Source organism: Corynebacterium sp. H78, assembly GCF_037572275.1.
GTDB lineage: Bacteria > Actinomycetota > Actinomycetes > Mycobacteriales > Mycobacteriaceae > Corynebacterium.
Genome location: NZ_JBBHKX010000006.1, coordinates 1 through 25,334, shown reverse-complemented (window position 1 = coordinate 25,334; position 25,334 = coordinate 1). Strand labels below are relative to the sequence as shown.

General features: G+C 55.9%; 20 protein-coding genes and 1 riboswitch. Of the genes, 13 read left to right on the top strand and 7 right to left on the bottom strand.

The features are described from left to right. Window positions 1-2: 2 nt before the first annotated feature. Complete coding sequence (locus tag WG934_RS09630; protein ID WP_339989903.1) at window positions 3-1,052, bottom strand: C40 family peptidase; 1,050 nt, start codon at window positions 1,050-1,052, stop codon at window positions 3-5. Window positions 1,053-1,278: 226 nt separating this feature from the next. Then, window positions 1,279-1,917, bottom strand: coding sequence for a C40 family peptidase (locus WG934_RS09625; protein WP_339989902.1), 639 nt, complete (start codon window positions 1,915-1,917; stop codon window positions 1,279-1,281). A 13-nt stretch (window positions 1,918-1,930) separates the two neighbouring features. Continuing rightward, a riboswitch (cyclic di-AMP (ydaO/yuaA leader) is annotated at window positions 1,931-2,088 on the bottom strand. Window positions 2,089-2,529: 441 nt separating this feature from the next. On the opposite strand from WG934_RS09625, the gene WG934_RS09620 reads away from it, so the two are divergent. Beyond that, window positions 2,530-4,125: a DEDD exonuclease domain-containing protein gene (locus tag WG934_RS09620; protein WP_339989901.1), complete on the top strand. Its 1,596-nt coding sequence runs from the start codon at window positions 2,530-2,532 to the stop codon at window positions 4,123-4,125. Window positions 4,126-4,131: 6 nt separating this feature from the next. On the opposite strand, the gene trpD is transcribed toward WG934_RS09620, so the two are convergent. Further along, window positions 4,132-5,202 (bottom strand): anthranilate phosphoribosyltransferase, encoded by a 1,071-nt coding sequence (trpD, locus tag WG934_RS09615; RefSeq protein ID WP_339989900.1) that lies wholly within the window; start codon window positions 5,200-5,202, stop codon window positions 4,132-4,134. A 519-nt stretch (window positions 5,203-5,721) separates the two neighbouring features. Here trpD and ctaE point away from each other — a divergent pair. From ctaE to WG934_RS09590, 5 genes are all read left to right on the top strand, one after another. Continuing rightward, window positions 5,722-6,336 (top strand): aa3-type cytochrome oxidase subunit III, encoded by a 615-nt coding sequence (gene ctaE, locus WG934_RS09610; protein ID WP_339989899.1) that lies wholly within the window; start codon window positions 5,722-5,724, stop codon window positions 6,334-6,336. 68 nt (window positions 6,337-6,404) lie between these two features. After that, complete coding sequence (gene qcrC / locus WG934_RS09605) at window positions 6,405-7,295, top strand: cytochrome bc1 complex diheme cytochrome c subunit (RefSeq protein ID WP_339980080.1); 891 nt, start codon at window positions 6,405-6,407, stop codon at window positions 7,293-7,295. After that, the gene (gene qcrA / locus WG934_RS09600) at window positions 7,292-8,503 is read left to right on the top strand and encodes a cytochrome bc1 complex Rieske iron-sulfur subunit (protein ID WP_339989898.1); all 1,212 of its coding nucleotides are present in this window, start codon (window positions 7,292-7,294) and stop codon (window positions 8,501-8,503) included. The genes qcrC and qcrA overlap by 4 nt, the downstream gene beginning before the upstream one ends. After that, on the top strand, window positions 8,500-10,128 hold the full coding sequence (gene qcrB, locus WG934_RS09595) for a cytochrome bc1 complex cytochrome b subunit (protein WP_339980077.1): 1,629 nt from the start codon (window positions 8,500-8,502) through the stop codon (window positions 10,126-10,128). Before qcrA ends, qcrB begins: the two co-directional genes overlap by 4 nt. Before the next feature lie 391 nt (window positions 10,129-10,519). After that, window positions 10,520-12,238 carry an ABC-F family ATP-binding cassette domain-containing protein gene (locus WG934_RS09590; protein ID WP_339989897.1) on the top strand — a complete coding sequence of 573 codons (1,719 nt, stop codon included), beginning with the start codon at window positions 10,520-10,522 and terminating at the stop codon, window positions 12,236-12,238. A gap of 197 nt (window positions 12,239-12,435) precedes the next feature. On the opposite strand, the gene ctaF is transcribed toward WG934_RS09590, so the two are convergent. Together ctaF and ctaC are read right to left on the bottom strand one after the other, a co-directional pair. Next, complete coding sequence (gene ctaF / locus WG934_RS09585; RefSeq protein WP_339980075.1) at window positions 12,436-12,882, bottom strand: aa3-type cytochrome oxidase subunit IV; 447 nt, start codon at window positions 12,880-12,882, stop codon at window positions 12,436-12,438. Window positions 12,883-12,915: 33 nt separating this feature from the next. Continuing rightward, the gene (gene ctaC, locus WG934_RS09580) at window positions 12,916-14,079 is read right to left on the bottom strand and encodes an aa3-type cytochrome oxidase subunit II (RefSeq protein ID WP_339980073.1); all 1,164 of its coding nucleotides are present in this window, start codon (window positions 14,077-14,079) and stop codon (window positions 12,916-12,918) included. Window positions 14,080-14,659: 580 nt separating this feature from the next. Between ctaC and asnB the strand changes: the two genes are divergently transcribed. After that, window positions 14,660-16,585 (top strand): asparagine synthase (glutamine-hydrolyzing), encoded by a 1,926-nt coding sequence (gene asnB / locus WG934_RS09575; protein WP_339980071.1) that lies wholly within the window; start codon window positions 14,660-14,662, stop codon window positions 16,583-16,585. 306 nt (window positions 16,586-16,891) lie between these two features. Here asnB and WG934_RS09570 read toward each other — a convergent pair whose 3' ends face one another. Continuing rightward, complete coding sequence (locus WG934_RS09570; protein ID WP_339980069.1) at window positions 16,892-17,233, bottom strand: HesB/IscA family protein; 342 nt, start codon at window positions 17,231-17,233, stop codon at window positions 16,892-16,894. Window positions 17,234-17,473: 240 nt separating this feature from the next. On the opposite strand from WG934_RS09570, the gene WG934_RS09565 reads away from it, so the two are divergent. Genes WG934_RS09565 through WG934_RS09550 form a run of 4 tightly spaced genes read left to right on the top strand, consistent with a single transcriptional unit; the run spans window position 17,474 to window position 20,771 of the window. Then, window positions 17,474-18,193 carry a DUF3043 domain-containing protein gene (locus tag WG934_RS09565; RefSeq protein ID WP_339980068.1) on the top strand — a complete coding sequence of 240 codons (720 nt, stop codon included), beginning with the start codon at window positions 17,474-17,476 and terminating at the stop codon, window positions 18,191-18,193. A gap of 40 nt (window positions 18,194-18,233) precedes the next feature. Next, a complete protein-coding gene (locus WG934_RS09560) occupies window positions 18,234-18,815 on the top strand; it encodes a bifunctional adenosylcobinamide kinase/adenosylcobinamide-phosphate guanylyltransferase (protein ID WP_339989895.1) in 582 nt (193 codons plus the stop codon). 25 nt (window positions 18,816-18,840) lie between these two features. Continuing rightward, a complete protein-coding gene (cobT, locus tag WG934_RS09555) occupies window positions 18,841-19,878 on the top strand; it encodes a nicotinate-nucleotide--dimethylbenzimidazole phosphoribosyltransferase (protein ID WP_339989894.1) in 1,038 nt (345 codons plus the stop codon). Between the two features lie 14 nt (window positions 19,879-19,892). After that, entirely contained in the window at window positions 19,893-20,771 is an 879-nt protein-coding gene (locus WG934_RS09550) for an adenosylcobinamide-GDP ribazoletransferase (RefSeq protein ID WP_339989893.1), read from the top strand. 336 nt (window positions 20,772-21,107) lie between these two features. Here WG934_RS09550 and WG934_RS09545 read toward each other — a convergent pair whose 3' ends face one another. After that, window positions 21,108-22,226, bottom strand: coding sequence for a branched-chain amino acid aminotransferase (locus WG934_RS09545; protein ID WP_339989892.1), 1,119 nt, complete (start codon window positions 22,224-22,226; stop codon window positions 21,108-21,110). Window positions 22,227-22,582: 356 nt separating this feature from the next. Between WG934_RS09545 and WG934_RS09540 the strand changes: the two genes are divergently transcribed. Both WG934_RS09540 and WG934_RS09535 read left to right on the top strand, forming a co-directional pair. Then, a complete protein-coding gene (locus WG934_RS09540) occupies window positions 22,583-24,124 on the top strand; it encodes a leucyl aminopeptidase (RefSeq protein WP_339980059.1) in 1,542 nt (513 codons plus the stop codon). A 212-nt stretch (window positions 24,125-24,336) separates the two neighbouring features. After that, the coding region (locus WG934_RS09535) for a biotin/lipoyl-containing protein (protein WP_339989891.1) at window positions 24,337-25,334 on the top strand (998 nt) is incomplete at its 3' end.

Here is a 25,334-nt window from a genome sequence, read left to right as displayed (position 1 = left end):
GCCTAGAAGCGAACAGCCCCCTGGTATGGACCACCCTGAGACATCGGCACTACCTGAACAGGAATGCCGTAGTCCGCTGCATGGATAATCTTGCCATCGCCAACATACATACCGACGTGCGTAATACCTGGGTAGAAGCCGATCAAGTCACCTGGCTGCAGATCTTCGAACGCGACTGGGGTACCACCAGCGAGCTGCTGCTGGGAAGTGCGTGGGATGGACTTGCCGATCTGCGCATATGCCCACTGCATCAAGCCTGAGCAATCGAAGGAATCCGGACCGGTTGCGCCCCACACATAGGGTGCACCAATCCTGGTCATCGCGGCATCAACCGCTGCAGAAGATCCAGTGAACGTCTCCAACCCAACCGTGACCGGGTTGTTCTTGTTTTCCCAAACAATTCTCTCTTCTGGAGTAAGCGCATTGACCAGCACGGTAACTTCATCGATGGAAGCTTCGAGCTCGTCAGCGCGCTTGTCGAGCTCGCCACGCTTTACTTCCAGACCCTTCAGCTCCGACTGCGCAATAGTGCGGGCAGAGGAAGCCGCCGCGTACTCATCAGCAGCAGCGCGTTGCGCCTGAGAAATTGCAGCGAGCTTGTTTTCTTTGTCGCGAGCGAGCTGATTGATATACGCCGAACGGTCAATCGCTGACTGCGCGTCATCTGAGCCAAGAACCGCAGTCATCGGATCCAGAGTCTGGCCACGCATACGCTGCAAGGCATACGTACCGACATCACCCTTCAACTCATCTGCAGAGCTCCGCAGGCCCTCTGCCCTCTCCGTCGCTTGGGTGACGCGAGTTTCCAAACCCGCAAGCTCAGCTTCCTTCGCCTTCACATCTTCGTCGATGCGGATGTACTCCTCAGAAACAGCTGACGCTTCGCGCGACAGTGACTCGATCTGAGCGAACACATTATTTGACTCGACGGGTTGCGCCGACACCGAAGGCGCTACGGCTACAGGAACCAACATCGCCGAAATTACGACACTTGCAAGAAGCGCTCCGCGGGTGGTGGAGCAAGAAGCACCACGACGTCCTCGTTTAGACAACTGGTACGCCTTTCAAGAACAGAATTAAAGAAACTACTGCCATCGATACTAGCAGTATCTACCAGGCATATTGAACTGAAGTTCGACCGAGAAAACGCCGAAAGGCGAGGTTTCCATCACAGTGGAACCTCGCCCTTGAAACAGGATGATAAGAATCTATTCAATTACGGCGTAACAACCAGGTAGGTGTCGATTAGCGACACCTATTGGAAACGAGAGACGCTAATTAGTAGCGAACTACGTTGTTGACTGGCATGTAAGAAATTGGGGATTCCTTCACGACGTCACCCTCGGTTGGAGCGTGGATAACGTTTTCGCCACCGGAGTAGATACCAACGTGGGTAGCACCGGAGTAGAAGGAGATGATGTCACCTGGCTGCTTTGCGCCGAAAGCAACTGGAGCACCGGAAGATGCCTGCTGCTGGGAGGTGCGTGGGATGGACTTGCCAACCTGGGAGTAAGACCACTGAGTCAGACCGGAGCAGTCGAAGCCACCTGGCTGGGTGCCACCCCAAACGTATGGGGTACCGAGCTGGGAGCGAGCTGCTGCAACAACGCCGGACTGTCCACCTACGGAAGGTACCTCCGCCTGATTACCTACGAAGTTGTTGACCTGCTCGAATCCCTGCTGAGCACCTGGAAGCTGTGCCGAAGCCGGGATCTGCGAAGCGATGTCACCCTGTGGGATGTACTGACCGAACTGGTCAACAGCCTGCTGAGCACCTGGGATCATGTCCAGGCCTGGAACCTGAGCAAGTGGATTTGCGGATGCAGCTGGAGCAACAAGTGCGGTAACACCAGCGATGGTTGCAGAGAAAACTGCTGCGTTGCGTGCAATCTTGGAACGGCGGGAATGCATACCCATGATAAAGACTCCGAATCTTCCTGTTTAGTGCCGACCGGGTTAGCTGACGGGTTCGGAAGCGTATGGAAGAACTTCCTACCCACCGGCAAATGCCGGTGAGATTCACCCCATGGTTTGAGGTGGTTCCCCGGTTCAATTCCTTGTAGGGAATTGATTTGGCCTGGTTTCTTGTCCATGAGCGGCCACCACACTTTGTGGCCCCGCTGCAATGTCTCAGCAAGATTACGAAATGGAATCAACTCATGTCCAGTCGACGCGCCACAATCGACCTGAAACCAAGTCGTTACCAAGGCGACCGTCAAGCCGTTACCTTGCCGTTATCAAAATTGCTACCCTGCTAACCCTGCCGACAGGAGATTTCAAAAACGGTGTTCCACCTGGAGCTATGAGCGGGTGAATTACAACAGCGTACTTCCATAGGTTTGGCGCCAATTCACCCATGAGAATCCTATATGTGAGTTATGTCACTATACACCTTCCTGGTTTATTTTCTGCCCCAACTTTCACTTGTCCCCCGCTATTCACATTACGATTACGGCTTCATAACGCTGCCCGCGAGTACTCATAGCGGTCGAACATCATCCAATCCAAGCGAGAAACTACAGTGGAGCCGTGATCGAACAGCAGCCTTCTCTCCCCTTGTCCTCCGGTTCAGGAGAATCCGTATCGGAGGCTGACACCCTGTTGTTCAATACGACCTTTGTCGTTTTCGACTTGGAAACAACAGGGATGCGCCCAGACGGTGATCACATTCTGGAAATCGGTGCCGTAAAAACTCGGGGAGGCGTCGAGCTGGCACGCTTTAACACTTTGATTGATCCTGGAGTCGACATTTCAGGCTTCATCACCAATTTGACGGGTATTACAAATCACGACGTCGTCGGCAAGCCCCAAATAGGAACTGTCCTGCCCCAGTTTTTGAAGTTTGCCGAAGGTTCAGTGTGGGTCGCTCACAACGCTCGCTTCGACATCGGTTTTATTCAGACAAATTGCAAAGCACTCGGACTCCCTTGGCCAGCTCCGACGGTCGTCGACACGCTAGGGCTCGCTCGAAAAGTCCTGGACCGACAGACGGTCGGATCGTTCAAACTCGGCACGCTGGCACGATATGCGAAAGCACGTACGACACCTACGCACCGAGCGCTTGACGACGCCGCCGCGACCGTCGATGTCCTCTATTTCCTTATTGAACGGTTGGGCGGACACAATGTCGAAACACTTGACGAATTAACTGCATACTCCCCTGCAGTCGATCCTCGCGTCCGCAAGAAACGCTCCCTCATTGACAATGTTTCTCACAGCCCGGGTGTGTACGTTTTCAAATCTGCCAACGGCGACCCCTTATATATAGGTACTGCTGTCGACCTTCGCAGACGGCTGAACCAGTACTTCAATGGTTCAGACCCGCGGAAACGAATGTCAGAAATGGTCATGCTCACCGAAAGCATTGACACCATCGAGTGCGTCCATGGCTTCGCAGCTGAAGTCCGGGAGGCCAGGCTTCTGTCCAGCACGCGCCCACCCTATAACCGCCAGCGGAAGGAACCCGGTCGAGGCTGGTACCTCATTAGCAATGGCAAGGCTGACTCCGCCAAAGCCAGTCGGCTTCCGCAAGGCGAACTCAGCATCGGCCCATTCAAGACTCGAAATGCCGCGCTCGAAGCACGCGACACCCTAGGAATCGGCGACGGCAGTTTCACCCGCATCGCCACCGAACTTCGCCATGGGGGCGCGGACCGCATTGCCGCGCTCATCCGCGCCGTGTCAGATGCAGCAGACCAAAGCCGATACCGTCGTGCTGCCCACTTGCGTGATGTGACATCGGAATTAATCTTGCTTCTGGACCGTCAACAACGCCTCGCAAGTTTGGCAGCAATCGAAGAAGTTCATGCTGCCTTCCCAGACGGCTGCGGAGGCTGGAATCTCGCAATTGTTCGTCACGGGAAACTCACTGCGTCCGGACACTGCCCACGAGGCGCCCGCGTCGCCCATGTCATCGAACTACTCGCTGCATCCGCAGAAACGGTCACGCCAACTGCCGCCCCCTTCCGTGGCACGACACCGGATGAGCTCTCCATTACCTGGAAATGGCTCACACGTGACGACGTCTATATTGGACCAACCTCGTCTCCGTGGGCATCCCATATAGAAGGTGTCGGCAAATATCGAGAATGGGCGCTAAGAGCACGTGAGGCTAAAGGGGCCTGACGCACATCATGAGTTCGCGATGACCGACTCGATGATCTCCTTACAACGCCCCGACGACAACGCATGATCGGCAATTGCCACTTCCTCCGCCAGCGCCTGCTGAAGCGTGCGCCCCTGCAATCCCTTGGATGCAACCAAAGATGCAGCGGAGTTGAGAACTACTGCATCTCGAATGGGACCATGAAGCTCACTAGCCCAGACTTGGCGAGCAATCTCTGCGTTGTACTCCGGCGTACCACCACGCAAGGAATCCGCTGGTGCATACGAGAATCCGAAATCCTCCGGATCGATCACATCCTCGTGGACCTCGCCGTGCTCGACAAAAAACAGCCGAGTAGGTCCAGTCACCGTTACTTCATCCAGGCCATCACTACCTCGGACAAGGAGTACACGTTGACCGCGGCGTGCATATGCACCCGCCATGGCCTCCATTTGCTCTTCAAAAGCACAGCCAATCAGACTGCACGAGGGCTGAGCCGGATTGGTCAGTGGACCAAGCAAATTGAAGATCGTCGGCACCGCAAGTTCTCTACGCACCGGCCCGGCATAGCGCATCGCCGGATGATACGACGCTGCAAAGATAAATCGCAGAACGAAGTCAGGGTGCGACGGCGAGAAGACTCGACCATCGGCAATATCAATACCCAACGCTTCCAACATGTCCGCGCCACCCGACTTTGACGACGCTGCACGATTGCCGTGCTTCAAAACCGGAACACCCGATGCCGCGACGACAACCGACGACATAGTCGAAATATTTACGGTATGCGCACCATCGCCGCCAGTTCCGACGATATCGACCGCACCATCGGCAACAGCCTGCAGGACTTCTTCGTCGTCAAGCTCAGTAGCAAAGGACAACATTCCATTGGCAGCAAAATCCAACTCGGCAGGAGTAATGCCCTTGACGAAAAGGCCGAATGAGAAACCAGCGACCTGCCCGTCCGTTGCTTGACCAGACATGATCTGATCCATTGCGAACGCGATCTCTGGCTCCGTCAGCTCGCGTCGCGCACCGATAGCCCCAAGGACTTCACGCCACGACGTATCGGCGACTAACTCGGTCAACTCTGTCATGGCTGATATTCCTCCTTATATATGGGCTACAAATCTCTGAGATACAACGACGTGGAAACGCACGCAGTTGGGACATCCACGATCACAATACGTTCAGTCTCGGTTAACAAGATTCTCGGGGTCGATCAGCTCATCGACGTTGCGTGCATCCGGACCCCGAGCACGGAGACAATAGTACTTGTCAACATCACAATCCGTGGGCGGACGGCAAAGCTCCCCCGTTCGCCCATGGAGCTGTCGTTCATATACACTTGTGGAACATTAATCAGGCATGAGAGTTCCATAAGCTACTGGAGCTCACAGGTGCAGTGCTCGACGCTTTGCGGTCATGGATGCCTGGCTCATCAAAACCCCCACTCAGGTGCGCGTCGGAAAGCGACCCCAAAGAGTTCCCGGTAATCCGAAAATCTATGTGAATTCTCAGGAACCTTTTGCAACGACCTGGGCTTTTGCGAAATTTCTGGCCAAAATGGGGGTTGCAACGTGACTACACCTAAGAAACAGGCCATACTGTTAAGCGTGACGAGCGCAGTTGAAAATCAAGGTATGACAGCACCACGTCGTGCCGCGACACTGAATCGGCCAAATATGGTCAGTGTCGGCACGATCGTGTTCCTGTCTCAGGAATTAATGTTCTTCGCCGGTCTTTTCGCGATGTACTTCGTATCTCGCGCAAATGGCCAAGGCGAATCGTGGGATTGGGGTACCGGCCACCTCAACGTCCCGTACGCACTTTTGATCACCGTGATCTTGGTGTCGTCTTCGTTCACTGCCCAGTGGGGCGTGTTCGCGGCCGAACGTGGCGACGTTTTCGCCCTCCGCAGGTGGTACGCGTTGTCGACCCTGCTGGGAACGATCTTCCTTCTTGGTCAGGCATACGAGTACATAACTCTTGTCGGCCACGGTTTGACCATCCAGAACTCCGTCTACGGTTCGGTATTCTTCATCACCACCGGTTTCCACGCAGCACACGTTCTTGCAGGTGTTGTGGCTTTCGTGATTGTGATGATCCGTATCTCCAAGGCGAAGTTCACCCCAGCCCAGGCAACGGCAGCCATCGTGGTTTCGTACTACTGGCACTTCGTTGACGTCGTGTGGATTGGTCTGTTCGCAACCATCTACTTCATCCAGTAGGCCGCTTGTCGCGGTCTAACTGCGACTACGAGGCCATCCACTTTCCACGAACTCTTAAAGGGAACAAGATGGAAATCAAAAACCCCGCTACTGAGGAGAATGTCTCCTCGACGGCGGCCCCTAAGACTAAGGGTCGCCGTAAGATGCGTCGCGCCGCTTCCGGCGTAATGGCGCTTGCTCTCGCCCTCACCGGCGCGGGCTTCCTTGCTAACGCACTTACCCCAGATGCCCAGACTGCTACAGCGGAGCAGGACAAGGCAGCTCAGATTCAGCAGGGTAAGGAACTTTACGACGTCGCCTGCATCACGTGCCACGGCGCTAACCTGCAGGGCGTCAAGGACCGCGGTAAGTCTCTCATCGGTGTCGGTGAAGGCGCTGTGTACTTCCAGGTTCACTCCGGTCGTATGCCTATGCTCCGCAACGAGGCACAGGCTTCGCGTAAGACCCCTCGCTACTCCGAAGAGCAGACGCTGGCAATTGCTGCCTACGTTCAGTCTCATGGTGGTGGCGCAGGCATCGTCCGCGACGAAGACGGCTCCATCGCAATGGAATCCCTGCGCGGTAAGAACGCCGGCCCGAACGGTGAAATCGATCCAGCCGACGTTGCACGTGGCTCGGAGCTCTTCCGTTTGAACTGTGCATCCTGCCACAACTTCACCGGTCGTGGTGGCGCACTGTCTGGCGGTAAGTATGCACCAGTTCTGGATCCTGCAAACGAGCAGGAGCTGTACCAGGCAATGCTTACCGGCCCTCAGAACATGCCGAAGTTCTCTGACCGTCAGCTTTCTGCCGACGAGAAGAAGGACCTCATCGCTTACATCAAGAATGCATCCGAAACCCCTACCCCAGGTGGTTGGGGCCTCGGTGGCATCGGCCCAGTGACTGAGGGCATGTTCATGTGGATTGTTGGCATCGTGGCTCTCTGCGCCGCAGCCCTGTGGATTGGATCACGCCAATGAGTGAGAACACTAAGAAGACCTACAGCTCGGAAGAGCTGTCGAAGATGAATAACGCAGAGCTCGCTCGCCTCGGCGCAGAGCTCGACGACGTTACCATTGCGTTCCGCAAGGAGCGCTTCCCAATCGAGAATGATCCAGCTGAGAAGCGCGCCGCAACTGGCGTCATCATCTGGCTGTCACTGGCAGTTGTTCTCGCACTGGCGTTCATCGCCATCTACTTGTTCTACCCATGGAACTACGAGGGCCACGGCTCCGAGAACCTGTGGCGTTACACTCTGTACACCCCACTGCTCGGTTTCACCCTCGGTGGCTCCATCATCTCCCTAGGCGTTGGTGCTGTTAAGTACACCAAGCGTTTCGTTCCAGAAGAGATCTCGGTGCAGCGTCGCCACGATGGCCCTTCAGAGGAAGTTGACCGTAAGACCATCGTCGCCCTGCTGAACGATTCTTGGCAGACCTCGACTCTTGGTCGTCGTTCCGCTATCAAGGGCCTGCTCGGTACCGGTGCAGTTCTCGCCGGCCTCGGCATGGTTCTGCCAATCGGTGGCATGATCAAGAATCCTTGGAAGCCACGCCACGAAATGGACGTCACTGGTGATGGCACTCTCTGGACCACCGGCTGGACCCTCGTCGAAAAGGGCGAGAAGGTTTACCTCGGTCGCGACACCGGCGCAATTGCGGAAGAAGACTCCCACGGTTACCACACCCGCGGCGTTTCCCGCCTGGTTCGTGTTCGCCCAGAAGATCTCTCCGCTGGCGCAATGGAAACGGTCTTCCCGCTTCCAGAGGCTGATGTCAACGACGGCGATAAGTACGATGCAAATCGCGATGCTTACGAAGCTCACATGCACTCGATTCACGGTTCCCGTAACTCGGTCATGTTGATTCGACTGCGTTCTTCCGATGCTGCTCGCGCTACCCTGCGCAAGGGCCAGGAAGAGTTCCACTACGGCGACTACTTCGCATACTCGAAGATTTGTACGCACATTGGTTGCCCAACTTCGCTGTATGAGGCTCAGACCAACCGCATTCTGTGCCCATGCCACCAGTCCCAGTTCGATGCCCTGCAGTTTGGTAAGCCAGTCTTCGGTCCGGCTGCCCGCGCACTGCCAGAGCTCGATATCGATGTGGACGAAGAGGGCTACTTCTACGCCAAGTCCAACTTCATTGAGCCTGTAGGCCCTGCATTCTGGGAGCGTCAGTCATGAGTAATTCCGTAAAGGCAGCACGCGCTGCAAGTAACATGGACGACCGCTACACCATGTCTGCTGGCCTGCGTCAGCAGCTGAACAAGGTCTTCCCTACCCACTGGTCATTCATGCTGGGTGAAATCGCGCTGTACTCGTTTATCGTACTGCTCGTGTCCGGTGTCTACCTGACCTTGTTCTTCGACCCATCGATGTCGAAGGTCATTTACGACGGTGCATATGCGCCACTCAATGGTGTGGAAATGTCCCGCGCCTACGAGACCGCCCTGCAGATTTCGTTTGAGGTTCGTGGTGGCCTGTTCATTCGTCAGGTCCACCACTGGGGTGCTCTGCTGTTCGCCATCTCGATCATGGCGCACATGTTCCGCATCTTCTTCACCGGTGCTTTCCGTAAGCCACGTGAAGCTAACTGGGTTATCGGCTCGATCCTCCTGCTCCTCTCGGTTGCAGAAGGCTTCATGGGCTACTCCCTGCCAGACGACCTGCTCTCCGGTGTTGGTCTCCGAATCATGTCGGCAATCATCATTGGTTTGCCAATCATCGGTACCTGGATGCACTGGATGATGTTCAACGGCGACTTCCCAGGCGACATCATTATTCCTCGTCTGTACATCGCTCACGTTCTGATCATCCCTGCCCTGCTGCTCGGCCTCATCGCCGCTCACTTGGCCTTGGTCTGGTACCAGAAGCACACCCAGTTCCCAGGCGCTGGTCGCACTGAGAACAACGTTGTCGGTGTTCGAATCCTGCCGATCTTCGCAGTCAAGGCTGCATCGTTCGGTCTGATCACCTTCGGCTTCCTGTTCTTCATCGCTGGTCTGTTCCAGATCAACGCGATTTGGAATCTGGGTCCATACAACCCATCGCAGGTGTCCGCTGGTTCCCAGCCAGATATTTACATGCTCTGGACTGACGGTGCTGCTCGTGTCATGCCTGCATGGGAGCTGTACCTCGGCAACTACACCATTCCTGCAGTCTTCTGGGTAGCTTTGCTGCTCGGACTGCTGGTGGTCCTGCTCTTCACCTACCCATTCATCGAAGCCAAGATCACTGGCGACGAAGGCCACCACAACCTGTTGCAGCGTCCACGCGACGTTCCAGTCCGCTCCGGTCTGGGTGCAATGGCTCTGGTCTTCTACGGTCTGCTCACGATCTCCGGTGGTAACGACCTTGTTGCTTACCACTTCGACATCTCGCTGAATGCGATGACTTGGGTCGGTCGTATCGGTCTGATTCTGCTGCCTCCAATTGCGTACTTCGTCACGTACCGCATTTGCATTGGCCTGCAGCGTCGTGACCGTGCGATCCTCGAGCACGGTATTGAGACTGGCATCATCAACCAGCTCCCATCTGGTTCCTTCATTGAGGTTCACCAGCCACTGGGTCCTGTTGACGAGCACGGTCATCCAATTCCACTCGAGTACCAGGGTGCATACGTTCCTACCCAGATGAACGAGCTCGGCGCATCCGGCGCTCCAGGTCGAGGCAGCTACTTCAAGCCTGACTCTCCTGAGATCGCAGCTGAAGCCGCTCGCATCGAGGAAGAGAACGACAAGCAGCGTACTCAGATGTTCCGCGAGCTGGAGGCAAAGAACGCCGCAGATCGCGCAGAGCTGGAGAAGTAAGGTTTAAGCGCCTACTTTCACTGCGTTCCAAAACCGCCCGCTAGGATCACAATTCCTAGACGGGCGGTTTTCGCATTTCTGCGCTCTTCCTCGACGGCGCGCATTAGTCGGTCAGGCCCCGTTAGTTGGCCACTTTCCATCAGCGCAGGCAAAACTCAGTGGACGTGAAAGCCAGCGGACACAGGTCTCAGTCCAACGAGACATCATCAGGGTTCGTGAGCAATCGCTACTTAACACGGACTTAACAGCGTATAATCTTCAGCTATGAACTGATTACGCCAGCTGCGAACCGGGTTAGTTCTTACGATCCCCTACCCCATCATTTCGCAGCGCCTTCACAATTTTCGGGATTGCATTAGTTAGGTATCTCTAGAAGGAGGCGAATCGACTGATGGCTGAATCAACATTGAGTTTTGTCGATGCAACCAACACTCAACTTGTCGCGAATGGTGTCAGTTTTGATTACGAGGGGACGCCGGTTCTCCAAGACATCAATCTGACTGTATCGGCCGGCGACGTACTCGGACTCGTCGGCGACAACGGCGCAGGCAAATCAACGCTGCTATGGGTGTTGTCAGGACGCCGAAAGCCAACCCGCGGCAAGGTTTCTCATATCGGTGTTCGTGTGCTGGGCTCTCAAGAGCTAGAGGATCCTTTTGACTCCACAGTGCAAATGCTTGTCGACGAAGCCCTCGGGCCATCAAAGCGCCGTCTAGCGGCTTTAGAAGAAGCTGCCGAACACATGGCCACAGCTGACGGTGATGAAGCTGCAGCGGCCGCCGAGAAGGCGTATTCAGACATCTTCAGCGATGTCATGGCCCACGATGACTGGAATGCCGAGCATCACGCTGCTGTTGTCCTCGATCACCTCGGCCTCTCTGGTGATGGCCCCGACGGTCCGGTACTCGAGCAGAGGACCGTAGACATGTCAGGTGGTCAACGTGCCCGTTTGGGTCTTGCTTTGACCCTAATTCGTAAGCCCGAGATCTTGCTTCTCGACGAGCCGACTAACCACCTCGACGACCGTGGCCGCGCACTTGTGATTGACACGATTCGAAAGCACCCTGGCGTCGTAGTCGTCGCAACGCATGATCGTGACTTCCTAGATGCGGTTTGTACGATCATTGGAGACCTAGTACCGAACCGTCCGGGTATCGGCTTGTTCCGTGGCAACTACACCGATTACGACAAGCACAGGCGCCACGAACGCCAACTCTGGGAGCATCAGTGGCGTACCGAGCAGCATGAACGTGCAAAGCTGGAACAGACCATTGACAATGTCAATGAAGATGCCGGTCCCGTCAAGCCGAAGCGCGACAACGAGAAGATGGGCTACGGGCATGCTGGGGGTCGTGCTGATCGACAAGTTGCTCGTCGAATCCGGGCTGCCCGACAGCGTCTTGAAGAGTTGATCGAAGACGGTGTACCGAAGCCCCCTGCCCTGCTCGGTTTCGATGCGCCACTGACAGCTCCGTTGTCGTCGAAGCGCGCAGCTGCAGGCAGCGAAGAGGACTTCCACATCAAGTTGCGTGGCGTTGTTGTCCCTGATCGAATTCATGTAGGTTCTTTGACCATTCGCCCGGGCGACACCGTCGTGGTCACTGGACCGAACGGAGCGGGCAAGTCGACGCTACTAAAGGTCATGATGGGCGAAGTAGCTCCACAGGCCGGTGAGGCGCGTATCGGCCAAGAGGCGCGTATCGCAATGCTCGCGCAGGAACAGCATTGGGACAATCCAAATCTGACGCCTCAGGAGCTCTATGACCGTGCTCCCAACCCAAAGGTCACGTTGGAAGACCTTGGGTTGCTAACAAAGCGCGACCGTAACCGTCCTGTTTCGGATCTTTCTGTTGGTCAGCAACGTCGTGTTGCCTTGGCCCTCGTAGTAGCTGATCCCCCGGAGATTCTGCTTCTCGACGAGCCGACAAATCACCTTTCGGTTGACCTGATTGAGGAAGTCCAGGACGCAATCGTGGCGACAGAAGGAACTGTCATCGTGATTACCCACGACCGCCGCATGGTTGATCGATTAGAGGCGCGTCACTTGGTCGTAGAAGAAGGCCAAGTAGCCGAGCTGCCTAAGGGACAAAAGCCTGTCGAGTTTGCGTAGGCCTTGATTAGTTCTACACGGTGCTAGCAGCCCGGAAGTCACATGCCAGTGTTGGGTCCTGGGAGGTGACTTCCGGGCTTTTCTATGCACGCTGTGGTTGCGCTGGATGCCTACGTAGATTGGTTGTCTGCACACAAAAGCGCCCTGTAGAACCGGAAGGCCGGGTTCTACAGGGCGTTTTTACAGTGTATTCCAGACTAGTGCTTTTCGACTGGCTGGATGTACTGGGTGTTCAGCTTGGTACCGGAAACGATGAGAATAACCGCACCGAGAACGATGAGCCAGTATGCCATGAAAGCGATGCCGTAGCCCATGAGCAGGATTGCCATGGTCATTACGAATGGCCAGATGGAGCTTGCGGAGAAGAAGCCCAGGGTTCCTGCGCCGTCCGCGATCTCGGCTTCTTCCCAGTCGGAAGGGGTGATGTCAGAGCGGGTCTCCGTGAAGTGGAGGTAAACGCCGAGCATCAGGGTGAGCAGGGTACCGAGGAACAGACCAGTTGCACCGACCCACTCGAGGCGGCCCTGGTTTTCGTTGATGACGTTACCGGTGTCCTGCAAGTACATGGTGCCGAAGATGTACACCACGGTCATGGTGCCCAAGAACACGGTAAGTCCGTAGAAGAGCTTTGCTGCAGACTTCATATCTGTTGACTTCCTAATCCAAAAAGTGGGCGGTTAGTTCTGGTTCAGGTCGACGGTGTTGGACTCTTCACGGTTGCCCATGTCACGAGTCTCGGTACGACCAGCGTTGAACGGAGAGGTGGAAACTGCGAATGCTGGCTCGCCGATTTCCTTGAGAGCCTCAGCGTTCGTAGCGGCTGGGTTCTCCTGGCGGAACTTGATGTACTTAGCGAAGTCCTCGCGAGGAACAACGCGGATCTCGAAGTTCATCATTGCGTGGTAGGTACCACACATTTCAGCACAACGACCAACGAATGCATTGTGAACCTCGGAGGATGGGTTGTCCTCTGGGCGGTTCTGAATCTTGTCAGACTCGATTGCCTCGATCTGGAAGAGACGGTTTACCTTGTTCGCATCTGGGTGAGGGAATGCATCTCGCTTGAAGAGGAACTCTGGAACCCAGAAGGAGTGAACGACGTCAGCGGAAGCCAGGTCGAACTCAACTGCAGTGTCTTCTGGGAGAACCAGAACTGGAACCTCTTCGGTGGTACCCAGGGTCTCGATCTCGTTGAAGTGCAAGAAGGAGAGGTCAGACTTGGACAGACCGTGAACTGGGAACTGCTTCTGCTCTGCCTTCTCAGCGTCGTCAGCGTGCTCGTCCGTGAAGAAGATTTCTGGGCTCTGGTTTTCCTTGCGCCCGGTGTACTCTTCGCCACCCATCAGGTCGGAAGAAACGTTTGCGTAACCGAACTTCCAGTTCCACTGGAACGCGGTGACGTCAACGGTGACCTCTGGCTCCTTGTCCAGCGCGGTGACCTTGTCCTGCGTCTGAACAGTGAAGAAGAACAGAGACATGACGATCAGAATTGGCAAGATCGTCAAAATCAGCTCAAGTGGAACGTTGTAAGCAGTCTGACGTGGGAATTCACCCTCGCCAGTCTTCTTTGCCTTCTTAGCAGTAAATGCGGCCATCGAGTACAGGGTGATACCCCAAACGATGATGCCGATGATCCACGCGGCAACCCAGACCCACACCCAGAAGTTACCCATTGCTTCTGCCTCAGGCGTAACGCCCATTGGCCAACCGAAGCGGAGTAGCTTGAAGAAGCCGTTTTCCGGCGGATTGACGTCGCAACCTGCGAGCAGGGTGGCGCTTCCGGCGAGGACGCCGAGGATGCCGAGCTTACGAACGGCTCCATGCTCTCTACGCTGATTCACGTGTGTCTGCCTTCCTGATCCACACAATTTGTTAAAGAACCTTAAATATCGGTTCAGTCTTACCAATGCAGGTTAGTCCATTCCTGTGAATTCTCCACAATGGACAGACCTTTAGGGGTGTCACCGAGTATAACGTGCCTAATAAAACTCTGAGAGTGCCCCACCCTACGGGGGTAGATCTCTTAGATTAGGTACCGATTCCCACAGATTGCACGCAATTTTACCCACTTGAAACGCTCACAACTAGGACAACGGCAGGAATAGAGGGTTCCTTTTCATCAGGAACCTCTGCGCCAGTCCCCTGTCCTCCGCGCCCTACTCCCTGAGAAAAATCTCCGTCCGGCAGCCCGGTGACTAACACCACCAACACGAATGTTCACGACATTGTTGGTTACCGTACTAATGTGGTCGAAGTAATTGCTTGCACCTTTGCTTTCGCGACTTCACTGTCACGTCTCGCACAGTTAACTATCCAGTGCGGACGCGGTGATACGCATCGATTACATCTCGAAAGTCTTCGACCGATTTGTACGGTCGAGGTGCTCGCCGTATCCATTAGGAAAGGTACTCACTAAAAGGCATGTGTGGTCTTCTCGGAATTCTGTCCGCAAACGCTGATGCCGCGCAGCTGGTTCCAGCTGTCGAGCGCGCTCTGCCATGTATGCGCCACCGTGGCCCAGACGAGGCCGGAACGTGGCACGACGAGGACGCCGTATTTGGCTTCAATCGCCTCTCCATTATCGACTTGGAGCACAGCCACCAGCCTCTGCAGTGGGGTCCGGAGGATCAGCCGAATCGTTATTCCATGACGTTTAACGGCGAGATCTACAACTATCTGGAGCTCCGCAAGGAACTGACCGATGCTGGTTATACCTTCAATACCTCCGGTGACGGTGAACCAATCCTGGTTGGCTTCCACCATTGGGGCGCAGATGTCGTCACGCATTTGCGTGGCATGTTTGGCATTGCCATTTGGGACACGGTCGAGCGTCGCCTGTTCCTAGCCCGCGATCCTTTCGGCATTAAGCCCCTCTACTTTGCGACGACTGAGCGTGGCACAGCTTTCGCGTCTGAGAAGAAGTCCATCCTGGAGATGGCTCCGGAGTTGGGCGTGGATACGAAGGATCTGGACCGTCGCGCACTGGTTCACTACATGGATTTGCAGTACGTGCCGGAACCGGAGTCTCTTCACACCGGCATCCGTCGCCTCGAGTCGGGCTGCAGCGCTTTCGTGAAGCCAGGTGGCATCGTCGAGCAGACGCGCTATTTCAAGCCTTCCTTCCCTATTAAGCCAGTGGCGAAGGGCAAGGAGCAGGATGTCTTTGATTCGATCGCTCATGCTTTGGAGGACTCCGTCGAGAAGCACATGCGTGCAGATGTGACGGTTGGTTCATTCCTGTCCGGTGGTATCGATTCGACGGCGATTGCGACGTTAGCGAAGCGCCACAACCCTAATCTGTTGACGTTCACGACTGGTTTTGAACGCAAGGGCTTCTCGGAGGTCGATGTCGCGGCGGAGTCTGCAGCTGCGATTGGTGTGGAGCACATCGTGAAGGTGGTGTCTCCGGAGGAGTTCGCGGCGGCGATTCCGAAGATCATCTGGTATTTGGATGATCCGGTGGCAGACCCTGCGCTTGTCCCGCTGTACTTCGTTGCAGCTGAGGCACGTAAGCACGTGAAGGTCGTACTTTCTGGCGAAGGTGCTGACGAGCTCTTTGGTGGCTACACCATCTATAAGGAGCCATTGTCGCTGAAGCCTTTCGAGAAGGTTCCTTCTCCATTGTTGCGTGGCCTAGCGAAGGTCGGCGACGCACTGCCTAACGGTGTCCGCGGCAAGTCGCTGCTCCAGCGTGGCACTACCCCACTGGAAGATCGCTACTACGGCAACGCTCGCTCCTTTAATTACGAACAGTTGAAATCGGTTCTGCCATGGGCTCCACGCGAGTGGGATCACCGCGAGGTCACTGCTCCGATTTACGCTCAGTCACAGGGCTGGGATCCAGTAACTCGTATGCAGCACCTCGACCTGTTCACGTGGCTGCGCGGCGACATTCTGGTCAAGGCAGACAAGATCACCATGGCTAACTCACTGGAGCTTCGTGTTCCATTCCTGGACCGCGAGGTACTGAAGGTTGCAGAGACCCTTCCTGTGGACATGCGCATTTCTAACGGCACCACTAAGTACGCTTTGCGACGTGCCATGGAGCAGATTGTTCCTGAACACGTTTTGAACCGTCGTAAGTTGGGCTTCCCAGTGCCAATTCGTCACTGGCTGGCTGGAGACGAGCTTCGTGGCTGGGCCGAGGATGTCATTCGTGAGTCGCAGACGGAAGAGTTGATTGACAAGGCTGCAGTCTTGAAGATGCTCGAAGAACACCACCCAACCGAGAATGACAACTCTCGTCGTCTCTGGACGGTGCTTGCGTTCATGATTTGGCATGGCATCTTCATCGAGGGTCGTATCAAGCCTGAGATTGAAGAGCGCGATTACCCAGTGAACCTCTAGCCTTCATTGCACCGCCGCTTCTTCCGACCTATGACCGAGTTAGCAACAATTTCACGCAATTTTCGGCCTCAAATGTTGCCAGCGCGGTCATAAGTCAGAGAGTCGATCAGAGAGACGAAACGGCTGGGAGGCCGAAGGACGGAAGGGGCCTCATTTCGCATTCGGCCGAAGATAAAAGGGAGCCTTACCCACACAATTCATGTGGGCAAGGCTCCCCTTTTTATTGAGGCTTCCTCGCTATATCACTACGTCCTGCTTGCGCAGGCAACAAGCCAACGAGGCACAGTGACTTAGTGAAACGAGGACTTAGTTGAACGAGTCGCCACAAGCGCACGAACCAGTTGCATTCGGGTTATCGATGGTGAAACCCTGCTGCTCAATGGTGTCTGCGAAGTCGATGGTTGCGCCCATGAGGTAAGGAACCGACTGACGGTCTACAACGAGGCGAACGCCGTTGAACTCTTCTGCAACGTCGCCGTCGAGGTTACGGTCGTCGAAGTACAGCTGGTAGCGGAGGCCAGCGCAGCCACCTGGTGCGACAGAAATGCGCAGCGAAAGATCGGTTGCGCCTTCCTGATCAAGCAGAGCCTTTGCCTTAGCTGCTGCAGTCTCGGTCAGGGTGACGCCAGTGCTCTGTGCAGTGGTCATTCCTTGGTGCTCCTTCACTTATGTAGAAGAAAATTCTGAGTCCGGAACATTTTCCTGCCCGGTACTGCCCTTGGGGCAACGTAATAGGTCTGAAGTCTATTCCATCGACTCTGCTCTTTGAAAGGGTAGTCCCGATCTTCGTTTACTTCACGACGGTTCGCCCGCAATTCCATTAAGCCCTGAGCGAACGCGATACACCCCACTTTTGCAGTTCAGTCCCTACGCCCTAATCTTGAGGCTGTGAAGAAGCCGTGGAATAAGAACGAGAATGCTGACCGATCAAGCAGCTCTGATGCTGCTGCTCAAGCAAAGCCTGCAGCGGAAGCTACTCCTGCAGCGGACGCACGCCCGGTCAGCAGCGCATATACGCCAAAGAAGGGGCGCCCAACTCCGAAGCGTAACGAGGTCGAGCGTGCGCAAGGTGTACGCCGTGGACCAGTCGACGCTCCTTTGACATCGAAGGAAGCTCGCGCGCGTAAGCGTGAACTGAAGCAGTCGATGTCCAAGGACGAACTGAAGGCCATGAAGGCCAAGGAACGAGCAGAGCGACGAGAGCAGCGTCGTATTGCTGATGAGCGCATGGCCTCTGGGGACCCGCAGTATCTCCTGGACCGTGACAAGGGCAAGGAGCGCAAGCTTGTCCGCGACTGGGTCGATTCTCGTCGTTTCTTCGCCAACATCTTCATGCCATTTGCATTCTTGTTGCTGCTCATCATGTTGATTGGCAATTCGATGCCTCAGGTAGCCAACATTGCCACGTTGGTTGCGATGGTCATGATTTTGGCGCTCTTTGCCGAGGGCATCTGGATCGGCCGCAAGGCAATGGCCGTCGTTCGTGAGCGCTACCCAAATACAGATGAGAAGCCAATGAGCCTCGGCTTTTATGCGTACTCACGCGCGTCACAGCCACGTCGTCTGCGCACGCCTCGTCCACAAGTCGAAATCGGTGGCACTTACTAGGTTTCTTGCTTCCAGTTTCTTTGTAGAAAGGCATCAGCCCATGCGGATTCTCGTTCTTGGTGGCGCGCGCTCCGGAAAATCTGCGTGGGCTGAATCTTTTTTTGCCCACGATTCCTCACGCGCCGAGGGCCTCACGGACAGCCCGGTTGTCAACTATGTCGCCACCGCCCGCCCTTGGCCTGGCGACGACGACTTTGGTGCACGCATCGCCGCCCACCAGCTTCGTCGTCCTGCTCACTGGCCCACCATCGACGACACCGATGCCGTGGATATTCTGCGCACCCCGGAGTCCCTGGCAGCTCCCGGGCACGTTCTTCTCGACGACGTCGGAACCTGGCTCACCCACCTCATTGACCAGCACGACGCGTGGGAAAAACCACGTGGCCACCTGGCGCATTACACCGAGGAATTGGTAAATGCTGTGGCGGGGTGGCCGTCGCAAAGCACAGAGCAACATCTGGTCATTGTGAGCCCGGAAGTGGGCATGAGTGTGATCCCAGAGCACCGTTCGGGCAGGCTTTTTCGCGATGAAATTGGTTCACTGAATTCCCAGTTGGCTGAGGTCTGTGACAAGGTTGTGCTCGTGGTAGCTGGCTGCGAGCTGGTGATGAAGCAGCCTTAACTCTTCATGCACTAATCTTTAATGCATGACTGCGGATTACTTTGGCCCGGTGGCTGCCCCTGATGAACACATCGCGGAATTGGCCCGTGAACGACACTTGCAACTAACGAAACCTGCAGGATCGTTGGGTCGTTTAGAAGAAGTCGGCATCTGGCTGTCCGCGTGCCAGGGCGAGTGCCCACCGCGAGAGCTGAAGGACATCAGAGTTGTCGTGTTCGCAGGTGACCACGGTATTGCTCAGCATGGTGTATCAGCTTTTCCGCCTGCAGTGTCAATCCAGATGCACGAGAATATCCGCCAGAATGGAGCCGCGATTAATATTCTTGCGGCTAATGGTGACGCGACCGTCGAATCAGTAGATATTTCGTTGGACCACGAAGCCGAGGGGGCGTACCGGGTACGCCGCTCGTGTGGGTCAATTGATCGTGAAGATGCCATGAGCCACGGCGAAGTCGAGAAGGCCATTCACGTGGGTATTGCGCTCGCGAATAAGGCAGTCGACGAAGGCGCGGATCTGCTCATTCCGGGAGACCTTGGCATCGGAAATACCACCCCAGCTGCTGCGATGATTGGTGCTATCACCGGCACCGAACCTGTTGTCGTCGTTGGCCGTGGCACGGGCATTGACGACGAAGGCTGGAAGATCAAGACCGCCGCTATTCGCGACGCGATGTTCCGCGTTCGCCGGCTCCGCAACGAGCCAGTTGAGGTGCTCCGACGCATTAGTTCTCCAGACCTCACTGCGATGGCCGCATTCTTGGCTCAGGCTGCCGTTCGGCGGACGCCATGCATTTTGGACGGAGCCGTCGTCACGTCTGCTGCGCTGTTGGCGGACCAGTTAGCGCCGGGTGCACGCCAGTGGTGGGTTGCAGGGCATCGCTCTGTTGAGCCGGCGCATTCTATTGCGCTGAAGCACCTCGATTTGGAGCCTTTGTTGGAATATGGCATGCGACTTGGTGAGGGTTCGGGCGCTGCAGCTGTGATTCCAGTCGTCAAGGCTGCCGGTGCGATTATGCGCGACATGGCGACGTTCGCTGATGCCGGCGTCGCTGGTAAGGATTAATCGGGTACCGCATTATGTCGGGAAAAGCGGGGCCCTCCGATCACTCTGATTTGAAAGGTGATCCAGCGCAGCACGGTAATCCGGTGTACGAAGGCGTCACGACGGCCATTTCTTGGCTGACTATCGTACCCATGCGTGGTGCTGCGACATTCGACCGCATCACGGGACGCCGTGCGATGGCTGCCGCTCCAGTTGCCGGTGTGATCCCGGGTTTCGTCGTCGGGGTCCTCGCCCTACTCTTCGCAGGTTTGGCCTCGTGGTCTGCTGATCCCATCAATGGCATCAACCCCGCGCTCTACCCCATGTTTGGAGCTCTACTCGTCTGCGCAACCGAGATAGTGACTCGCGCCATGCACATTGATGGGCTGGCAGACGTTGCCGACGCGCTGGGCTCCTACCGGGATCCAGCTGGCGCCCAGGCCATCCTTCGTGATCCCTCAACTGGCCCAATGGGCGCTGCCACAGTGGCGCTTGTTCTTCTTGTACAGGCCATGTCGATGGGTGCGATCATTGCAAAGATTGCTCAATCTGATGGTTCATGGGGTACGCAGCTGGCTCACGCTTCGCTGCTCGTCATCGCCACGATTGCTGGGCGAGCGGCTGCGACAACGGCGTGTTCTTCGTGGTTCCGTCCCATGTCAAACACTGGATTCGGAGGTTTGACGGTAGGCACTCAAGGCACCAAAACGATCGCCTTGTGGTGGGCGCTCATTGCAATTGGGTCCTGGTTTGCTGCCGGATTCCTCGGGATCTTTGCGACGATCGTATCGCTCTCCAGCACCGTCCTGTTTGTGCGGCATTGTCAGAAGAAGTTGGCAGGTGTCAACGGCGATGTATTGGGGGCCACAATTCAGATTGCAGTAACAGTTTCATTAACCATCTTCGCGTTCTAGCTGGTCAGAGCACTCTCCCCTGACTCCACCCCCGATTTTCACTATCTTTCGCACAAAACCATTGACCTTGGTTGTGAGCGGGCATACACTAAGGGCACACCGCCGGGAAGGCGGAGTAGGAGGCTCGTTTCGGGGCTCGCCCAAATTATTTAGTGCCGACCGTTTGCCGGGGCACCATCAACGAGCACACCTTCGGCCTCCCGATTTACGAAGTATCCCGAGTGGATTTCCACTCGGGATATTTTTCGTTTTTAACCACTGCAGCCACCGCAGGATGCGGTGGCTGCGTGCTCATCTTCGGCAGCCAAGGAGCATTTGGCTACCTTCGCTACTTACCTACTTGGCTGGGCTCAGTTCATGGAGCCAGTCGTGGGAGTCATCGACCGAACCACGCTGAATGCCGGTGAGCTGGTTGCGCAGCTTCATGGTCCACTCGCCGGTTTCACCGTTGTTGATCGTGAACGATCCATCACGCGACTCAACGAAGCCGACTGGTGTGATGACAGCTGCGGTGCCGCAGGCAAATGCTTCAAGCATTGCACCGCTATTGGCGTCCTGCTCCCACTCATCTGTCGAAATGCGCTTCTCTTCGACATTCATGCCCAGATCCCGTGCAACAGTTAGCAGCGAGTCACGCGTGATGCCAGCAAGCAGCGAGCCGGACAACGCCGGGGTGACCAGCTTGATTCCAGATGGTGCGGTGTCATCTTCATACAGGAAGGCAAGGTTCATGCCGCCCATCTCTTCGATATAGGTGCGCTCGATAGCGTCGAGCCAGACCACCTGGTCGCAGCCCTTTTCTTCCGCCTGCGCCTGTGCAGCGAGAGAGGCTGCGTAGTTGCCTGCAAACTTGGCAGCACCGGTACCACCTGGACACGCACGAACATACTCGTGCGATAGCCACACCTTCACCGGGTTGATGCCACCGCTGAAGTAAGCACCAGCTGGTGATGCCATCAACAAAAAGGTGTACGACGTCGAAGGATGCACACCCAGTGTTGCTTCGGTTGCAAACAGCAGTGGACGCAAGTACAACGCCTCTTCACCGCCAGCCTTAGGAACCCAGGCCTTATCGATTTCCACGAGCTGACGAAGCGATTCCAAGAACAGGTCAACCGGCAACTCTGGCATTGCGAGACGACGTGCCGACATCTGGAATCGCTCCGCATTCTGCTCTGGACGGAACGTGACGACGGAATCGTCCGCCATGCGATACGCCTTCAGTCCTTCGAAAATCGCCTGTCCATAGTGCAAAACCGACGTAGCAGGATCGAGAGAAACCGGACCATATGGCACGACCTTTGCGTCATGCCAGCCCTTTTCGATATCCCAGTCGATTCGAATCATGTGGTCAGTAAACCGCTTGCCGAAACCTGGGTTTGCCAGGATTGAGTCTCGTTCAGAGTCGGAAAGTGGATTCGGGGTGCGCTCGATGGCGAATTCAAGTGACGACATATCCCCATAGTAAACCTCGACTCACCGAGGTGAAACGAGAAGGTGTCCAAGCGTTGGGATTTTAGTCCCATCAATCGGGATACTACAGCGTGATGCACGTCACATTCAAGTTTCACTGGCCAACATAATTACCCCCACGGGTGACCATCCCACTGCCTACAAGCATCACCATCCGACACCGATTCGCCAGTCTCAGTTAACGACACAATCCGCAGTGACATATACAGTGGCGACACAGAGGAATGATCACTGTGCAACTCGCAACAACCGCGGGAGGCAGGTGCGTTTGCTCCCGTGTTCGATGTGGAGTCTCCGCACAGTCATTGCCCACAGCCTTTACCAATGAAGGAGAATTCATGAGTTTCCAGACCCCCAATTCCGAGATCTTGTTGCGCCATCTCCCTGCTGTCGGCACTCGAATCGACATCAGGGCAGCTGCAGCTGACGCGGCCACCTTGCCAGATTCTGTGGAGTGCCTCGTTGTCGCGATTATGGATGGCGAAGATGGTCTGGAACTCGTAGTCCCACATGTCGTCGGTGAATACGCAAAGCCCCTCCTCGAAGCTCTCGAGGCAGTAGATGCCAACGCTTCGCTTGAAACAACTACCCGCATTCCTGCACCTTCCGGGCTTGGTGTGCAGTCAGTAATTGCTGTTGGTTTGGGCAATACGGACCCTGACGCAGAAATCATCCGTCGCGCATCTGGCGCCGCTGGTCGCGCAGCTAAGGGAGCCACTTCCATTGCTACCGCACTTGGCGATATCGATGCACAGGCAGCAGCCGAGGGTTTCGCACTGGGTGCATACTCTTACTCCGGCTTGAAGTCCTTGAAGGAAGCGTCGGAAAGCGAGTCGAACGAGACCGATTCCAGCAAGGACTGCACCCTGCATGTTATTGGTGCGACGGATGCGGAGATCCAGCGCTCGACTGCAATTGTCGACGCAGTATGCACTGCGCGTGACCTCGTCAACGCACCGTCTTCCCACCTCTACCCTGAGGTGTTCGCGAATATCGCAACTGACCTGGGTGAAGCTGCAGGACTTACTGTGACCACTCTTGACGACGTCGCGTTGGAGAAACAGGGCTTCGGTGGTCTCACCGCCGTCGGTGGTGGCTCCGCCCGCGGACCTCGCCTAGTGCGGATGGAATGGGCAGGCAAGGGAGAGTCGGACGCGAAGATGGCGCTCGTTGGCAAGGGTGTCACTTTCGATACCGGTGGAATTTCGTTGAAGCCAGGCGCCAGCATGGAGAACATGATCTCCGATATGGGTGGTGCGGCAGCGGTTATCGCGACCGTGGTGCTCGCCGCGAAGTTGGAGACTGCGGTGCCGGTCGTCGCAACGATTCCAATGGCTGAGAATATGCCGGACGGAAAGTCGTACCGTCCGGGCGATGTTGTTACTCAGTACGGTGGCAAAACCATCGAAATTTTGAATACTGACGCTGAGGGGCGTCTCATTCTTGCGGATGCGCTTGTACGTGCATGCGAGGATCAACCGACTCACCTTATCGACACCGCAACGCTCACCGGTGCACAGCTCGTTGCGCTTGGTGGACGTACGCCTGGCGTGTTGGGCACCGATGAATTCCGAGATCGCGTCGCTGAACTTTCTCGCGAAATTGGAGAGAACGGTTGGGCAATGCCAATGCCTGAGGAGCTCACCGAGGGTCTGAAGTCTCCCGTCGCTGATCTGCGAAATGTCACGACCTCACGCGAGGGTGGCATGAGCGTCGCTGCTGCGTACCTTCGCGAGTTCGTCGCAGACGATGTCCAGTGGGCTCACATTGACGTTGCGGGTCCAGCGTTCAACACCAATGGCGCGTGGGGTTACACCCCAAAGCGCGGAACTGGCGTTCCAGTCCGGACAATGCTGGCCGTCATTGAAAACCTGGAGTAACTGAATTCGACCACCATCAAAGGTGAATGCCAGTAATGAGGCCACCCGAAAACACCCGGCGACGGGCGATTTGGGTGGCCTCTCCTGCATTTTTAGGTAGCAATTCGATAAGCAAAACAGTTTTGGCCCAACCTTGTAAGCACGGCTTTCAGACAGGCTGTAGTCTTGGATGTGATCATCGTCTTTAGACCAATTAGTCGAGGAGTGCACACATGGCGACCTCTGTTGAGATGCCCGAGCTGGGCGAATCCGTCACCGAAGGTACGATTACCACCTGGTTGAAGAAGGTCGGCGACACTGTTGAGGTCGACGAACCTTTGCTTGAGGTTTCGACCGACAAGGTAGATACCGAAATTCCTTCTCCAGTTGCTGGCGTCCTGCTGGAAATTCTCGCTGAGGAAGATGACACCGTAGATGTCGGTGCAGTTATCGCTAAGGTCGGCGAAGAAGGCGAAGCAGCTTCGGACGCCCCGGCTGAAGAGGCTAAGGAAGAAGCTCCTGCTGAGGAACCAGCAGAAGAGCCAGCCGAAGAAGAGGAAGCAGCACCAGCAGCTTCCGGCGACGCTACCGACGTCGAAATGCCAGAACTCGGCGAATCCGTTACCGAAGGCACCATTACCACCTGGCTGAAGAAGGTCGGCGACACTGTTGAGGTCGACGAACCACTTCTCGAAGTCTCCACCGACAAGGTCGACACCGAGATTCCTTCCCCAGTTGCAGGCACCCTCGTTGAAATCCTCGCTGACGAAGACGACACCGTCGACGTAGGCGCAGTCATCGCACGAGTCGGCGATGCCAACGCAGCTCCAAAGGCAGAAGCAAAGAAGCCAGAGCCGAAGGAAGAACCACAGGCTGAAGAAGCTCCTGCTGAGGAACCAGCAGAAGAGCCAGCCGAAGAAGAGGAAGCAGCACCAGCAGCTTCCGGCGACGCTACCGACGTCGAAATGCCAGAACTCGGCGAATCCGTTACCGAAGGCACCATTACCACCTGGCTGAAGAAGGTCGGCGACACTGTTGAGGTCGACGAACCACTTCTCGAAGTCTCCACCGACAAGGTCGACACCGAGATTCCTTCCCCAGTTGCAGGCACCCTCGTTGAAATCCTCGCTGACGAAGACGACACCGTCGACGTAGGCGCAGTCATCGCACGAGTCGGCGATGCCAACGCAGCTCCAAAGGCAGAAGCAAAGAAGCCAGAGCCGAAGGAAGA